13 protein-coding genes and 1 tRNA gene are annotated in these 14,965 nt (G+C 61.8%); 7 read left to right on the forward strand and 7 right to left on the reverse strand.

Annotation, left to right across the window (positions count from 1 at the left end; all coding sequences use genetic code 11):
* Positions 1-179 precede the first annotated feature (179 nt).
* From BM059_RS08800 to BM059_RS08815, 4 genes are all read right to left on the reverse strand, one after another.
* Positions 180-3,011, reverse strand: a complete 2,832-nt coding sequence (locus tag BM059_RS08800) for a valine--tRNA ligase (protein ID WP_074938067.1) — start codon at positions 3,009-3,011, stop codon at positions 180-182.
* Between the two features lie 219 nt (positions 3,012-3,230).
* A complete protein-coding gene (locus tag BM059_RS08805; protein ID WP_037001921.1) occupies positions 3,231-3,668 on the reverse strand; it encodes a hypothetical protein in 438 nt (145 codons plus the stop codon).
* Between the two features lie 60 nt (positions 3,669-3,728).
* Positions 3,729-4,148: a DNA polymerase III subunit chi gene (locus tag BM059_RS08810; RefSeq protein WP_037001922.1), complete on the reverse strand. Its 420-nt coding sequence runs from the start codon at positions 4,146-4,148 to the stop codon at positions 3,729-3,731.
* 127 nt (positions 4,149-4,275) lie between these two features.
* Positions 4,276-5,763 (reverse strand): leucyl aminopeptidase, encoded by a 1,488-nt coding sequence (locus BM059_RS08815; protein ID WP_074938069.1) that lies wholly within the window; start codon positions 5,761-5,763, stop codon positions 4,276-4,278.
* 143 nt (positions 5,764-5,906) lie between these two features.
* Between BM059_RS08815 and lptF the strand changes: the two genes are divergently transcribed.
* Complete coding sequence (lptF, locus tag BM059_RS08820) at positions 5,907-7,031, forward strand: LPS export ABC transporter permease LptF (RefSeq protein ID WP_037001924.1); 1,125 nt, start codon at positions 5,907-5,909, stop codon at positions 7,029-7,031.
* Positions 7,024-8,088, forward strand: a complete 1,065-nt coding sequence (lptG, locus tag BM059_RS08825; RefSeq protein ID WP_074938070.1) for an LPS export ABC transporter permease LptG — start codon at positions 7,024-7,026, stop codon at positions 8,086-8,088. Before lptF ends, lptG begins: the two co-directional genes overlap by 8 nt.
* A gap of 60 nt (positions 8,089-8,148) precedes the next feature.
* Here the strand turns inward: lptG and BM059_RS08830 are convergent, their stop codons facing one another.
* From BM059_RS08830 to BM059_RS08840, 3 genes are all read right to left on the reverse strand, one after another.
* Complete coding sequence (locus BM059_RS08830; protein ID WP_074938072.1) at positions 8,149-8,646, reverse strand: RDD family protein; 498 nt, start codon at positions 8,644-8,646, stop codon at positions 8,149-8,151.
* A gap of 168 nt (positions 8,647-8,814) precedes the next feature.
* Complete coding sequence (locus BM059_RS08835) at positions 8,815-9,027, reverse strand: cold-shock protein (protein WP_003459665.1); 213 nt, start codon at positions 9,025-9,027, stop codon at positions 8,815-8,817.
* Positions 9,028-9,364: 337 nt separating this feature from the next.
* Positions 9,365-9,449, reverse strand: a tRNA-Leu gene (locus BM059_RS08840).
* Positions 9,450-9,715: 266 nt separating this feature from the next.
* On the opposite strand from BM059_RS08840, the gene BM059_RS08845 reads away from it, so the two are divergent.
* The 5 genes from BM059_RS08845 to secD all read left to right on the forward strand — a co-directional run bounded on the left by BM059_RS08845 (position 9,716) and on the right by secD (position 14,962).
* Positions 9,716-10,408 (forward strand): substrate-binding periplasmic protein, encoded by a 693-nt coding sequence (locus tag BM059_RS08845; RefSeq protein ID WP_244154399.1) that lies wholly within the window; start codon positions 9,716-9,718, stop codon positions 10,406-10,408.
* Between the two features lie 68 nt (positions 10,409-10,476).
* Entirely contained in the window at positions 10,477-11,520 is a 1,044-nt protein-coding gene (queA, locus tag BM059_RS08850) for a tRNA preQ1(34) S-adenosylmethionine ribosyltransferase-isomerase QueA (RefSeq protein WP_074938076.1), read from the forward strand.
* Between the two features lie 20 nt (positions 11,521-11,540).
* Complete coding sequence (gene tgt / locus BM059_RS08855) at positions 11,541-12,656, forward strand: tRNA guanosine(34) transglycosylase Tgt (RefSeq protein WP_139220726.1); 1,116 nt, start codon at positions 11,541-11,543, stop codon at positions 12,654-12,656.
* A 40-nt stretch (positions 12,657-12,696) separates the two neighbouring features.
* On the forward strand, positions 12,697-13,026 hold the full coding sequence (gene yajC, locus BM059_RS08860) for a preprotein translocase subunit YajC (RefSeq protein ID WP_037001935.1): 330 nt from the start codon (positions 12,697-12,699) through the stop codon (positions 13,024-13,026).
* A gap of 67 nt (positions 13,027-13,093) precedes the next feature.
* Positions 13,094-14,962 carry a protein translocase subunit SecD gene (secD, locus tag BM059_RS08865; RefSeq protein ID WP_074938080.1) on the forward strand — a complete coding sequence of 623 codons (1,869 nt, stop codon included), beginning with the start codon at positions 13,094-13,096 and terminating at the stop codon, positions 14,960-14,962.
* The last annotated feature ends 3 nt before the right edge of the window (positions 14,963-14,965 follow it).

A 14,965-nucleotide genomic window follows, 5' to 3' on the forward strand; every position in this document is an offset into this window, starting at 1 on the left:
GGGAGGCGCTCTCCATAGAAGGTCAGGTGTGTTATCGGGCGTGCTTTGCGAGGGCGGCTCAGTTGAGGCGCAGTACCGATGGTGGGCTGAAGCCCACCCTACGAGCTGTGCTGAAGCCCTTCCCACAAAAAACAAACCCGCGCCGGTTAGGGCGCGGGCCTGTGGGTGCTGCGCAGTGATCAGAGTGCGGCGATCTTGCCGCGCTGCTCGACCATCTTGCTCAGGGCCTGTTCGGCCTCTGCCAGTTTGGCGCGTTCCTTCTCCAGCACTTCGGCAGGGGCCTTGGCGACGAAGCCTTGGTTGCTCAGCTTGCCGCCGACGCGCTGCACTTCGGCTTCCAGACGACCGATTTCCTTGTCCAGGCGCGCCAGTTCGGCGTCCTTGTCGATCAGCCCGGCCATCGGCACCAGCACTTCCATCTCGCCCACCAGGGTGGTGGCGGACATTGGCGCTTCTTCGGAGGCCTCCAGCACGCGCACCGACTCCAGCTTGGCCAGCTTGCTCAGCAGTGGCTCGAAGTCGGCCAGGCGGCGCAAGTCTTCGGCACTGGCGTTGGCGACGATGATGTCGATGCGCTTGGCCATGGAGATCTTCATCTCGCCACGGATCTGGCGCACGCCGAGCATCAGTTGCTTGACCCACTCGATGTCACCTTCGGCGGCGGCGTCGATGCGGCTCTCATTGGCCACCGGCCAGGGTTGCAGCATCAGGGTTTCGCCCTGCACGCCGGCCTGGGCCTTGATGCGCTGCCAGATTTCTTCGGTGATGAAGGGCATGAACGGGTGAGCCAGGCGCAGGATCACTTCCAGCACGCGCACCAGGGTACGGCGGGTGCCGCGCTGGCGCTCGATGGGCGCGTTCTCGTCCCACAGTACGGGCTTGACCAACTCCAGGTACCAGGCGCAGTACTCGTCCCAGATGAACTCGTACAGGGTTTGCGCCGCCAGGTCGAAGCGGAAGGCATCGAGGTGACGGGTGACGTCGGCCTCAGTGCGCTGCAGGGCGGAGATGATCCAGCGATCTACCGGGGACAGCTCGACTGCCTCGCCATTGATGCCGGTGTCCTTGTCATCGGTGTTCTCGATAACGAAGTTGGCGGCGTTCCACAGCTTGTTGCAGAAGTTGCGGTAACCCTCGACGCGGCCCATGTCGAACTTGATGTCGCGGCCGGTGGAGGCCAGCGCCAGGTTGGTGAAGCGCAGGGCGTCGGTACCGTAGGCGGCGATGCCGTCGGGGAATTCGGCGCGGGTCTGTTTGGCGATCTTCTCGGCCAGCTTGGGCTGCATCATGCCGCTGGTGCGTTTGGCCACCAGCGATTCGAGGTCGATGCCGTCGACGATGTCCAGCGGGTCGAGCACGTTGCCCTTGGACTTGGACATCTTCTGGCCCTGGCCATCACGTACCAGGCCGTGCACGTACACGGTCTTGAACGGAATCTGCCCGGTCAGGTGGGTCGACAGCATGATCATCCGGGCGACCCAGAAGAAGATGATGTCGAAGCCGGTGACCAGCACGTCGGTCGGGTGGAAGGTCTTGAGGAAATCGGTCTGCTGCGGCCAGCCGAGTGTGGAGAAGGTCCACAGGCCGGAGCTGAACCAGGTGTCCAGCACGTCTTCGTCCTGGCGCAGGTTGGCGTCGCCGAGGTTGTGCTTGGCACGGACTTCCGCCTCGTCACGTCCGACATAGACGTTGCCGGCGTCGTCGTACCAGGCCGGAATGCGGTGGCCCCACCAGAGCTGACGGCTGATGCACCAGTCCTGAATGTCACGCATCCAGCTGAAGTACATGTTCTCGTACTGCTTGGGCACGAACTGGATTTCGCCACTCTCGACCACGGCGATGGCCTTCTCGGCCAGCGGTTTGGTGGAGACGTACCACTGGTCGGTCAGCCACGGCTCGATCACGGTGCCGGAACGGTCGCCTTTCGGCACTTTCAGCGCGTGATCTTCGATTTTTTCCAGCAGGCCGGCGGCGTCGAATGCCGCGACGATCTGCTTGCGCGCGACGAAGCGGTCGAGGCCTGCGTACTCGGCCGGCAGGCTGCCGTCGATCTCGGCGTTGACGCTGCCGTCGATATTGAACACCTGGGCCTGAGCCAGCACCGCAGCGTTCTTGTCGAAGATGTTGATCAGCGGCAGGTTGTGGCGTTTGCCCACTTCATAGTCGTTGAAGTCGTGCGCCGGGGTGATCTTCACGCAGCCGGTGCCGAACTCGGGGTCGCAGTAGTCGTCGGCGATGATCGGAATACGGCGGCCCAGCAACGGCAGTTCGACGAAGCTGCCGATCAGCGCCTTGTAGCGCTCGTCTTCCGGGTGCACGGCCACGGCGCTGTCGCCGAGCATGGTTTCCGGGCGGGTGGTGGCGACGATCAGGTAATCATTGCCTTCAGCGGTCTTCTTGCCGTCGGCCAGCGGGTAGCGCAGGTTCCACAGCGAGCCTTTCTCGTCGTGGTTTTCCACTTCGAGGTCGGAGATGGCGGTGTGGAACTTGGTGTCCCAGTTGACCAGGCGCTTGCCGCGATAGATCAGACCGTCCTCGTGCAGGCGCACGAAGGCTTCTTTCACGGCTTCGGACAGGCCGTCGTCCATGGTGAAGCGCTCGCGCGACCAGTCCACCGAGCTGCCCAGGCGGCGAATCTGCCGGGTGATGGTGCCACCGGACTGCTCCTTCCATTCCCAGACTTTTTCCAGGAATTTCTCGCGGCCCAGGTCGTGGCGGCCAATGCCGTCGGCGGCCAGCTGACGCTCGACCACCATCTGCGTGGCGATGCCCGCGTGGTCGGTGCCTGGCTGCCACAGGGTGTTGCGGCCCTGCATGCGGCGGAAGCGGATCAGCGCATCCATGATCGAGTTGTTGAAGCCGTGGCCCATGTGCAGGCTGCCGGTGACGTTCGGCGGCGGGATCATGATGGTGTAAGGCTCACCCGAGCCCTGCGGGGCGAAGTAGCCCTTGGCTTCCCAGTTCTGGTACAGGGCGGTTTCAATGGCGTGCGGCTGGTAGGTCTTGTCCATGCGCGGCGGGACCCTTTGACGGCTGATCGGAAAAGCCGACAAGTATAACGGGGATGGCCCTTGTGGCGTAAGGGCAGAACTGTAGGGCGGGTGCAACCCGCCATCTGCAGGCTGGCCAGCGAGCAGATGCACAAAAGCCCCGCTCGGGGCGCAGCGATTGATCTTGGGTGTCAAGCATTCGCCCCAAGGTGGGGCTCCTGCAGCTTGGGGCGGCTTCGTCTATTTGCGCGGCGGAAGCAGGCGCGGCAGGCGGGCTTCGAGGCGGCGCTTGAGTTCGGCCTCGATCTGCGGCACGAAATCGTCGATCACGTCCTGCAGGATCAGTTGCGCAGCGGCGCGTAGCTCGCCACTCAGGTGCTGCAGATCGCGGGCGCTGTCGTGCAGGCGCGGCTCGATGCGTTCGCGCAGCGGGCTCGGGGCGGCTGCGCTTGCGGCGGGTTGCGCTGGGGCGGCAGGCTTGGGTGACGACGGCGTGTGGAAGGGCGGCGGCGGACCAGGCGGCGCGCTGACGATATCGGACAGCACCGGAATGCTATCCGGATCGAGCGAATCGATCAGCAGCGGTGGCTCGTGGCTGTCGTCACCCAGCAGTTCGCGAATCGACTCCAGGTCGTGCAGCAACTGCGCAGGTTTTTGTGGCGGCTTGGGGGTGTCCATGATTATCGGCGCAGCGAGAAATTGGGCGGGAGTGACTTGTGTTGTGAGCGTGCACGGACACTAAAGTTCGACGCGTTGCGGATCATACCCGCGCTGGCGATAGGTACGGAAATTCTCGCGACAGGCGCTCAGCTGTTCCGGCTGCTGATTGACGATCTCGATGATCCGAGAAAAGCGTTCGACATGCGGCGACAGGCTGCTGCCGAGGTTGATCAGCACGCCTTGCTCGGTGCTCGGCACTTCGTCGATACCCAGCGCCACGGGTGACAGTGGGGCGTCGCGGTGCAGATCATGGGGCACGAATCGTTCGGCCTTGAACTGCCAGAGCATCTCGTCGAGCTCGCCGCATTGCGCTTCGTCGCTACCGCGCACGAACACCGGCAGGCCGGCGCTCCAGGCCTTCAGTGCCAGTTGGCAGGCAGCGCGCAAGCGCCCTGCGGCGTCGCTGGAGGAAAGGACGTAGAACTCGATTCTGGGCATCAGTGGTTTCGACGATAAAAGGCGAATGGCGGTGTATCGGATTCTGTAGGAGCAGATTCATCCGCGATTTCATCGCGAATTATCGCGGATGAATCCGCTCCTACGAGGGCGTGACCCGGTTGCGGCATCAGACCTTGGCGCGATCCAGCAGGTACTGGGTCAGCATCGGCACCGGGCGGCCCGTACCGCCTTTGTCCTTGCCGCCGCTGATCCAGGCAGTGCCGGCGATATCCAAGTGCGCCCAATGGAAGTTCTTGGCAAAGCGCGACAGGAAGCAGCCTGCGGTGATAGTGCCGGCCTTCGGCCCGCCGATGTTGGCGATATCGGCGAAGGGGCTGTCCAGTTGCTCCTGGTACTCGTCGTACAGCGGCAGTTGCCAGGCGCGGTCGTCGGCGCTTTCGCCAGCCTTGAGGATCTGCTTGATCAGCGCGTCGTTGTTGCCCATCAGGCCGGAAACATTGCTGCCCAGGGCGACGATGCAGGCGCCAGTGAGGGTGGCGATGTCGATCACCGCCTGCGGCTTGAAGCGCTCGGCATAGGTCAGGGTGTCGCAAAGCACCAGGCGGCCTTCGGCGTCGGTGTTGAGGATCTCCACGGTCTGCCCGCTCATGGTGGTGACGATGTCGCCGGGGCGGGTGGCGCGGCCGCTGGGCATGTTTTCGGCGCAGGCCAGCAGGCACACCAGGTTGATCGGCAGTTGCAGCTCCAGCACGGCCTTGAGCGTGCCGAACACGCTGGCGGCGCCGCACATGTCGTATTTCATCTCGTCCATGCCGGCAGCCGGCTTGATGCTGATGCCGCCGGTGTCGAAGGTGATGCCCTTGCCGACCAGGGCGAAGGGTTTTTCATCCTTCTTGCCGCCCTGGTAGTGCATGACGATCATCCGTGGCGGCTGCTCGCTGCCCTGGGCCACGGCGAGGAAGGCGCCGGCGCCCAGCTCCTTGAGTTTCTTCTCGTCGAGAATGTCGACCTTGAGGTTCTTGTGCGCCTTGCCCAGGGCCTTGGCTTCTTCAGCCAGGTAGCTGGGGTGGCAGAGGTTCGGCGGCAGGTTGCCCAGGTCCTTGGTGAAGGCGACGCCAGCAGCGATGGCGCGGGCATGCTGCAGGGCGCGCTCGGCATCGGCCAGCTCGGCCTTGTCGACGATCAGGGTGATCTTCTTCAGGGCGCGTGGGTCGGCTTTCTGGCTCTTGAACTGCTCGAACAGGTAGGTGCCGTCCGCCAGAGTCTCTACGATCAGGCGAGTCTTGCCGTAGGTGTCGCGGCTCTTGACCTTGAGTTCGCCCAGGGCAAGGAGGGCATCGCTGCCGCCCAGGCCCTTGAGCACGCCATGTACGCTTGCAACCAACTTGCGCAGTTGGCGGTCGGATAGATCGCCCTTGCCGCAGCCCACCAGCAGTACACGCTCGGCCTTGAGCCCCGGCAGGCTATGCAGCAGCAGGGTCTGGCCTGGTTTACCGGTGATATCGCCACGCTTGAGCACGGCGCTGAGTGCACCGTTGCTGGCCTGGTCGACGGCCGTAGCGGCGTCGCCGAGCTTACGGCCTTCGCCAATGCTGACGACCAGGGTGGCGGTTTTCAGGGTTTCCGCACGGGTACTTTTGACGAGGAATTCCATAGTGAGCTGTCCCCAAGACAAAGAGTCGGGTTTGACGGATAATGGCCGCCATTTTTCGAGGGTCCACCCTGCGGTGGGCCGGCAAGTAGGTGCGGCTAGTGTGAGCGCTCGCGCCTGAGCCTGACAACCCTGGAGCGTCCGGTTTGATCGTCTTCCGTTATCTGTCCCGCGAAGTGCTGGTGACCCTCAGTGCGGTAAGTGCCGTGCTGCTGGTGATCATCATGAGTGGTCGTTTCATCAAATACCTGGCCCAGGCTGCGCAGGGTGTGCTCGATCCTGGCGTGCTGTTTCTGATCATGGGTTACCGGATTCCCGGCTTCCTGCAGCTGATCCTGCCGCTCGGTCTGTTTCTCGGTTTCCTGCTGGCCTACGGCCGGCTGTACCTGGATAGCGAGATGACCGTGCTGTCGGCCACTGGCGTCAGTCAGCAGCGCCTCACCGTCTACAGCATGGCGCCGGCGTTGATCGTCGCACTGCTGGTGGGTTGGTTGAGCCTTGGTCTGGCGCCGCAAGGCGTGGCCAGCGTGGCACGCATTCTCAACGAGCAGGATGCCCTGACCGAGCTCGATACCCTGGTGCCGGGGCGCTTCCAGTCGCTTCGCGATGGTTCGCGGGTGACCTATTCGCAGGAGTTGTCGCCTGATCGCAGCGAGCTGCGTGGCGTGTTCATGTCGGAGAAGCGCTTTTCCACTGATGGCAGCTCGGAGCGCGGTATTACCGTGCTGGTAGCCGAGAGTGGTCGTCAGGAAATTCAGGAAGATGGCAGCCGCTATCTGATTCTGGAAAATGGCTATCGCTATGACGGCGAGCCGGGCGAAGCTGACTATCGTGCCATTCAGTACGACACCTATGGCGTACTGCTGCCCAAACCTGAAGTGGCCATCGAAGCCAGTGAGCGCGAGGCGGCACCGACCCGTGAGCTGTTCGGCAGCGATGACCCACGCATGCAGGCCGAATTGCAATGGCGCCTGTCACTGCCCTTGCTGGTGTTCATCGTAACCTTGCTGGCCGTGCCGCTGTCGAAGGTCAACCCGCGTCAGGGGCGCTTCCTCAAGCTGTTGCCGGCAATCTTCCTCTATATGGCTTACCTGGGGCTGCTGATCGCCGCACGCGGCGCGCTGGACAAGGGGCGCCTACCGCCAGCGCTCGGGCTGTGGTGGGTGCACGGCATCTTCCTCGCCATCGGCCTGCTGTTGTTGTACTGGGAGCGTCTGAGTCTGTGGTGGGCCAGTCGTCGTGCGCCGGTGTCGGAGGTGGCTCATGGCTAAGTTGGATCGCTACATCGGCACCCAGGTGTTCTTTGCCATTTTGGCGGTGCTGGGCATCATCCTTGGTCTGGCGTTGCTGTTCGCTTTCATCGATGAGCTTAGCGACCTGAACAAGGGTGATTACGGCCTTGGTCAGGCGCTCTGGTACGTATTGCTGACCGCTCCGCGTCGTGCTTACGAGATGCTGCCGATGGCCGCGCTGATCGGCTGCCTGATCGGTCTCGGTACGCTGGCCAGTAACAGCGAGCTGACCATCATGCGCGCTGCCGGGGTGTCTATCGGACGCATCGTCTGGGCGGTGATGAAACCCATGCTGGTGCTGATGCTGGCCGGCATCCTGATCGGCGAATACGTCGCGCCGCTGACCGAAAATCAGGCGCAGGCAGATCGCGCGCTGGCTCAGGGTGGTGGTGCGGCGCAGAGCTCCAAGCGCGGCATGTGGCACCGCCAGGGCCAGGAGTACGTCCATATCAACGCCGTGCAGCCCAATGGCATTCTGCTCGGGGTAACGCGTTATCGCTTCGATGACGAGCGTCGCCTGCTTTCAGCCAGCTTCGCCCGTCGCGCCGAATACCGGGATAACCACTGGATGCTGCGCAACGTGCAGACCACCGTGCTACATGAGGACCGTTCCGAGGTGATCAAGCAGCCGGAAGAGCGCTGGGAGATCGAGCTCAATCCGGAGCTGCTCGGTACCGTGGTGATGGAGCCCGAAGCGCTCTCGGTCACCGGGCTGTGGCAGTACATCCATTACCTGGGTGAGCAGGGGCTGAACAATGCCCGCTACTGGCTGGCGTTCTGGACCAAGGTCCTGCAACCGCTGGTAACCGGCGCGCTGGTATTGATGGCGATTTCCTTCATCTTCGGCCCGCTGCGTTCGGTGACCCTGGGGCAGCGCGTGTTCACCGGCGTGCTGGTGGGCTTCATCTTCCGTATCGCCCAGGACCTGCTGGGCCCATCCAGCCTGGTGTTCGGTTTCTCGCCGCTGCTGGCGGTGCTGGTGCCGGCCGGTATCTGCGCGCTGGCGGGTGTGTGGTTGTTACGCCGCGCGGGTTGAGTTGATCGCGGGCATGAAAAAGCCGGTTCATTGAACCGGCTTTTTTGTATCTGCTCGGGGTTACTTCTTGTGGATGTTCTTTGGCAGTTGCACCACGCGACTGTCGGAATAGATGTCGTGCCAGGTGCGGCCCTGCTTGTCCCACAGTAGCCAGAGGAACCCCAGGCCAGCGAACAGCCAGGAGCCGATGGCGACCACGAAACGCAGCAATGCCTGCCACAGGTCGATGGCGCTGCCGTCGGCGTTCTGGATGCGCAGTCCCCAGGCCTGCATGCCCAGGGTCTGGCCATTGTGCGTCCAGAACTTGGCGAAGAAGGCGAACAGCGACAGCAGCACCAGGCTGGCCAGAAGTGGGTCATGATCCAGGGCGCCGGCTTCGGCCATGACCATCAGCGCATCGCCGCCGTGAATCAGGCGCAGAATGCCCTGCTGATAAACCAGGGTGACCACCATGATCAGTGCCACGCAGAGTAGGAAATCGTAGAAGAGGGCCGCCAGGCGACGAATCAGTCCGGCAGTGGGGAAGTCTCCCTGCGGGCGTAGCTGGTGTTTCGGCATGATGGGCTCACTGTGACGAAAGTGCGCGCCATTCTAACCGCGACTTTACCGCGGGTATAAGAATGCGCAGGTGTCATCTGTAACCTGGCGCTGCGAGGGGCGGGATATAGGAATGACAGGCAAAAAAAACCCCTGATAGAAATCAGGGGTTCTTCAAAGCAGCGGCGATTAGCCCAGGACTTGAACCTGGTCAGCCTGCATGCCTTTTTGACCTTGCACAGCTACGAAGCTGACTTTCTGGCCTTCTTTCAGGCTCTTGAAGCCGTTACCTTCGATCGCGCGGAAGTGCACGAACAGATCCGGACCGCTTTCGGGAGTGATAAAACCAAAACCTTTCTCGTCGTTAAACCACTTGACGGTACCGTTCTGACGATTCGACATGTCTTTTTCCTTGAAACTAGAGTTGATGACAGCCTCCAAGTATAGAGGGCTGAGACTGGTTGCAAGGAGTAATAGAAGTCGAGCGGGATGTAGCGGATCTAGATGATCTGCTGCACCAGAGTCACGATTCACAGCGACCCATGCAAACAGTTGGTTCACTCTACGCTAACTTTTACGCAATTGCCAACCCCCGCCAACAAGGTCGCCGGCCAGGTTTTGCGGGGGTTATCGAGGTGCTGGAAAAGTTCTTCTGCAACATGCTCGCAACAATTGCTCAAGTTGTTCGCACGCATACGAAAAAGCCCGCAAGACACAATGTCTTGCGGGCTTCGAATCGTGGTGCCCCGGGGGAGACTCGAACTCCCACTCCTTTCGAAAACGGATTTTGAATCCGCCGCGTCTACCGATTCCGCCACCGGGGCACGATGGCGGCGCAGTATAGGGATGCACCTTGCGTCGGTCAATCGGTGTGAGTGGTGTGATTGGTTGTCGGTCAGTTCATGGACTAACGGCCAATGGCAGCGCTGCTGGTATCCGGCTTTTATTGCGCGACTAAAGCTAGAATCGCTGGCGATCATCAAAAGTACTGAATACGGCATATAAAATTGGCCGAGGCAATCCAACGGCGGGAGGGGCTGTGATCAACGTATTGTGCAGAGCGCTTGTCGCAGGCCTGTTGCTGGTGCCTATGGCTCAGGCTCAAACCCTGACCTACGCTGTGACCGACGAGAGCTGGGCGCCGTACTGGATAGTTGACGAGTCGCGCGTCAGCGGCATTCTCCATGAGTTCATGCTTGCGCTGGATCAGCGATTGCCTGAGCAGTTGCAGGCCAGTCATCCGTTGCCGCCACTGCGTACGCAGAAACTGTTCCGTGAGGGGCATCTGCAGATCGAGTGCTGCGTGAGCGAAAGTTGGCGTAGCGATGCCGAGCAGACCGAGGTATCGGTTTGGACGGTACCAGTGCTGCAGGCTGAGGAAATGCTGATCTTCGCGCCAGGCAAGCGCTTTTCCTATCAGCGCCTGCAGGACCTTAGTGGTCGCTCGATCGCCACGGTGCGCGGATACGGCTACGCCGGCAGTGAGTATTTCCAGCGCAACGATGGTGCCGATGCGCGAGCGCTGATCTATCTGGTGGCTCAGGGGCGCAGCGAGGCCGGTATTCTGGATCGCCTGGAGTGGCGCTACCTGCAGCGTGAGAGTTCGCAATTGCAAGTGTCGCGCTGGAAGGCGGTAGAGGAGGGACCGACGATCAATCGCTCTCAGTTGCGCTTGCGCCTGCATCGGGATCTGGCTGGGCGGCTGGAGGCGTTCAATGCCGCCATCCGCTCCTTGCAGGCCGATGGTACGTTGGCGCGTATCGTCGCCAGGTATGCGCCATAGGCTCACGTGGCCGGCCAGGTGGAAATCCGGTAAGCTTTGCCACCCTGCAGAAATACCCCCTCCGAATCATGCGTGTTGCCGATTTCCACTTCGACCTTCCCGAGTCGCTGATCGCTCGTCACCCTCTGGCCGAGCGTCGTGCCAGTCGCCTGTTGCAAGTCGACGGCCCAAGCGGTGAACTGCGCCACGGCCAGTTCACCGATGTGCTGGAGCAGCTCCATCCTGGTGATCTCATGGTGTTCAACAACACTCGGGTGATTCCGGCGCGTCTGTTCGGCCAGAAGGCCTCCGGCGGCAAGCTGGAAGTGCTGGTGGAGCGTGTACTCGATCAGTATCGCGTGCTGGCTCATGTGCGCTCGAGCAAGTCGCCCAAGCCTGGTTCGCAGATTCTCATCGAGGGTGGCGGCGAGGCCGAGATGGTCGCGCGTCACGACACGCTGTTCGAGCTGCGTTTTGCCGAGCTAGTGTTGCCTCTGCTGGAGCGTGTCGGGCATATGCCGCTGCCTCCTTATATAGACAGGCCCGACGATGAAGCGGACCGCGAGCGTTATCAGACTGTCTACGCGCAGAAGGCCGGCGCCGTTGCTGCGCCGACTGCCGGCCTGCACTTCGATGACGAGTTGCTGGCGGCGATCCGTGCCAAGGGCGTGGAGACCGTGTTCGTGACGCTTCACGTCGGTGCTGGCACCTTCCAGCCCGTGCGTGTCGAGCGTATCGAAGATCACCACATGCACAGCGAGTGGCTGGAGGTCGGCCAGGATGTGGTCGATGCCGTGGCGGCTTGTCGTGCACGCGGTGGGCGGGTGATCGCCGTCGGTACCACCAGCGTGCGTTCGCTGGAAACCGCCGCGCGCGACGGTGAGCTGAAGCCCTTCAGTGGTGATACCGATATCTTTATCTACCCGGGTCGTCCGTTTCATGTGGTCGATGCCCTGGTGACCAATTTCCACCTGCCCGAGTCGACCCTGCTGATGCTGGTGTCGGCCTTTGCCGGTTATCCCGAAACCATGGCCGCCTACCGCGAAGCCGTGGCGCAGGGCTATCGCTTCTTCAGTTACGGTGATGCCATGTTCATCACCCGCAATCCCGCCGCGCGCGGGCCCGAGGTTTGAGTATGTCGCGCACCTGTCGCATGTCCTTCGAGTTGCTGGCTACCGACCGCAAGGCCCGTCGTGGTCGCCTGACCTTCCCGCGTGGTGTGGTTGAGACACCGGCCTTCATGCCGGTGGGCACCTATGGCACGGTCAAGGGCATGCTGCCGCGCGACGTCGAAGAGATCGGCGCGCAGATCATTCTCGGCAATACCTTCCACCTGTGGCTGCGTCCGGGCATGGAAGTGATCAAGAGGCACGGCGATCTGCACGATTTCATGCAGTGGCAGGGGCCGATCCTCACCGATTCTGGCGGCTTTCAGGTGTTCAGCCTCGGCGCGATGCGCAAGATCAAGGAAGAGGGCGTGTACTTCGCCTCGCCGGTCGATGGCGCCAAGGTGTTCATGGGGCCGGAAGAGTCGATGCAGGTACAGCGCGACCTCGGTTCGGACATCGTGATGATCTTCGACGAGTGCACGCCGTACCCGGCCGAATTCGACGTGGCCAAGCGTTCGATGGAGCTGTCGCTGCGTTGGGCCAAGCGCTCCAAGACCGCGCATGGCGAGAGCAGCGCGGCGTTGTTCGGCATCGTTCAAGGCGGCATGCACGAAGAACTGCGCATGCGCTCGCTCGAAGGGCTCTGCGAGATCGGCTTCGATGGTCTGGCCATCGGCGGCTTGTCGGTGGGTGAGCCGAAGGAAGAAATGATCCGTGTGCTGGATTTCCTGCCGCCGCACATGCCGGCCGACAAGCCGCGCTACCTGATGGGCGTAGGCAAGCCGGAAGACCTGGTCGAAGGCGTGCGCCGTGGCGTGGACATGTTCGACTGCGTGATGCCGACACGAAACGCGCGCAACGGCCACCTGTTCGTCGACACCGGTGTGGTGAAGATCCGCAACGCCGTGCACAAGCACGATGATTCGCCGCTGGACCCGACCTGTGACTGTTACACCTGCAAACATTTCTCGCGCGCTTATCTGCACCATCTGGACAAGTGCGGCGAAATGCTCGGTAGCATGCTCAATACCATCCACAACTTGCGGCATTATCAGCGGGTTATGGCTGGTTTGCGCGAGGCTATCCAACAGGGTACATTGGCCGCCTTCGTCGAAACCTTCTATGCCAAGCGTGGCCTGCCTGTGCCGCCGCTTGACTGATTCCTGAACGATTCAAGATCCTTTCCATTAGGAGTGTTACATGAGCTTTTTCATCCCCGCCGCCTACGCTGATACCGCGGCTGCTGGCCCTGCCGGCAGCGGTTTCGAGTGGGTTTTCCTGATTGGCTTTCTGGTCATCTTCTATCTGATGATCTGGCGTCCGCAGGCCAAGCGCGCCAAGGAACACAAGAACTTGCTCGGCGGCCTGCAGAAGGGCGACGAAGTGGTCACCAGCGGCGGTATCGCTGGCAAGGTGTCCAAGGTAGCTGACGATTTCGTGGTGATCGAGGTGTCTGACACCGTCGAGCTGAAATTCCAGAAGCAGGCCATCGCCGCCACCCTGCCCAAGGGCACGCTGAAAGCCATCTGATTCGGTTCTTAGTTTCCATTCGACGGGGCGCTTTTAGCGCCCCGCGTCATAAGCGGGCGGCTCGTTCATGCTCAATAAATACCCTCTGTGGAAGTACCTGCTGATTCTGTCCGTTCTGGCAATCGGCCTGGTTTACTCCATTCCCAACCTCTATCCAGACGATCCTGCCGTGCAGATCAGTGGCGCCAGTTCGGCACTGAGCATCGAGCAGACGGATGTCGACCGTGCCAGCAAAGCGCTGCAGGACGCCGGTATTGCCGTCAAGGCTGCCAGCATCGACGAGCGTGGCCGCGGTGGTCTGATCCGTCTGACCAAGCAAGATGACCAGTTGCCGGCCAAGGACATCGTCCGTCGCGCACTGGGCGATGATTACGTCGTGGCGCTGAACCTGGCGCAAACCACCCCCGATTGGCTGCGTAGCCTGGGCGCGAGCCCAATGAAGCTCGGCCTGGACCTGTCCGGTGGTGTGCACTTCCTGCTGGAAGTCGACATGGACAAGGCGCTGGATGTGCGCCGCAAGGTCTATGAAGGTGAAATCAAGAGCCTGCTGCGCAAGGAACGTATTCGCTACCGCAGCATGCCGGAAAGCAACAGCCGGATTCAGCTCGGCTTTGCCGACAGCGATACGCTGGACAAGGCGCAGCGCCTGATCCGCAAGGACTACAGCGATTTCGAACTGACCACCGTCGAGCGCAATGGTCAGCAGATCCTGCAGTTGGGTTTGACTCAGGCGAAGATCGCCGAGATTCGCGAGTACTCCATTCGCCAGAACCTCACCACCGTACGTAACCGGGTCAACGAGCTGGGTGTGGCCGAGCCGCTGGTGCAGCGTCAGGGCGCCAACCGTATCGTGGTCGAGCTGCCGGGCGTGCAGGACACTGCAGAAGCCAAGCGTATTCTCGGCAAGACCGCCAACCTGGAGTTCCGTCTGCAGGCTGACTTGGATGCGCCGCGCGGTGCAACCGAGTCGTTCGGCTTCCGCGAGGAAGGCCGTCCGCCGGTACAGCTGGAGCGTGAGCTGATCATCACCGGTGATCAGGTGACCGACGCTCAGGCCAGCTTCGATGAGAATGGTCGCCCGCAGGTGAACATTCGCCTCGACGGCCACGGCGGCGATCTGATGAACCGCGCCACGCGCAATAACGTTGGCCGCAGCATGGCGGTGATCTTCATCGAGCAGAAGCCGGTCACCCGCTACGTGCGCCAGAACGTCGATGGCGTCGAGCAGGAAGTCGCTGTTTCCTCCTTCGTCGAGGAGAAGAAGATCATCAGCCTGGCGACCATTCAGTCTGCGCTGGGTAGCCAATTCCGCATCACCGGTCTGAACGGCCAAGGCGAGTCGTCCGAGCTTGCGCTGCTGCTGCGTGCAGGTGGTCTGGCGGCGCCGATGTACTTCGCTGAAGAGCGCACCATCGGCCCGAGCCTGGGGGCTGAGAACATTGCCAAAGGTATCGCTTCCACCGAGTGGGCGATGATCTTCGTGGCCATCTTCATCATTGCCATCTACCGCTTCTTTGGCGTCCTGGCGACCGTTGCCCTGGCGTTCAACCTGGTGTTGCTGGTCGGTCTGATGTCAGCCATTGGCGCGACCCTGACCCTGCCGGGTATCGCAGGTATCGTGCTGACTCTGGGTATGGCGGTCGACGCCAACGTGCTGATTTTCTCGCGGATACGCGAAGAATTGGCGAAGGGGCTGGCGGTGCAGCGAGCGATCCACGAGGGTTTCGATCGTGCCTACTCGGCGATTCTGGACAGTAACCTGACCACCTTGTTGGTGGGCGGCATCCTGTTCGCCATGGGGACCGGTCCGGTCAAGGGCTTCGCGGTGACGCTGTCGCTGGGCATCATTACGTCGATGTTCACCGCCATCATGTTCACCCGTGGCCTGGTCAACCTGATCTTCGGTGGCCGTAACTTCAAGAAGCTGTGGATCTGAGGT

Source organism: Ectopseudomonas composti, assembly GCF_900115475.1.
GTDB classification, from domain to species: domain Bacteria; phylum Pseudomonadota; class Gammaproteobacteria; order Pseudomonadales; family Pseudomonadaceae; genus Aquipseudomonas; species Aquipseudomonas composti.

Coding starts and splice junctions, on each gene's coding strand:
- BM059_RS08800 (WP_074938067.1), bottom strand. CDS start 3,011: ATGGACAAGACCTACCAGCCGCACGCCATTGAAACCGCCCTGTACCAG.
- lptG (WP_074938070.1), top strand. CDS start 7,024: ATGGCTAAGTTGGATCGCTACATCGGCACCCAGGTGTTCTTTGCCATT.
- yajC (WP_037001935.1), top strand. CDS start 12,697: ATGAGCTTTTTCATCCCCGCCGCCTACGCTGATACCGCGGCTGCTGGC.
- secD (WP_074938080.1), top strand. CDS start 13,094: ATGCTCAATAAATACCCTCTGTGGAAGTACCTGCTGATTCTGTCCGTT.
- BM059_RS08815 (WP_074938069.1), bottom strand. CDS start 5,763: ATGGAATTCCTCGTCAAAAGTACCCGTGCGGAAACCCTGAAAACCGCC.
- BM059_RS08805 (WP_037001921.1), bottom strand. CDS start 3,668: ATGGACACCCCCAAGCCGCCACAAAAACCTGCGCAGTTGCTGCACGAC.
- BM059_RS08830 (WP_074938072.1), bottom strand. CDS start 8,646: ATGCCGAAACACCAGCTACGCCCGCAGGGAGACTTCCCCACTGCCGGA.
- queA (WP_074938076.1), top strand. CDS start 10,477: ATGCGTGTTGCCGATTTCCACTTCGACCTTCCCGAGTCGCTGATCGCT.
- BM059_RS08835 (WP_003459665.1), bottom strand. CDS start 9,027: ATGTCGAATCGTCAGAACGGTACCGTCAAGTGGTTTAACGACGAGAAA.
- tgt (WP_139220726.1), top strand. CDS start 11,541: ATGTCCTTCGAGTTGCTGGCTACCGACCGCAAGGCCCGTCGTGGTCGC.
- BM059_RS08810 (WP_037001922.1), bottom strand. CDS start 4,148: ATGCCCAGAATCGAGTTCTACGTCCTTTCCTCCAGCGACGCCGCAGGG.
- BM059_RS08845 (WP_244154399.1), top strand. CDS start 9,716: ATGGCTCAGGCTCAAACCCTGACCTACGCTGTGACCGACGAGAGCTGG.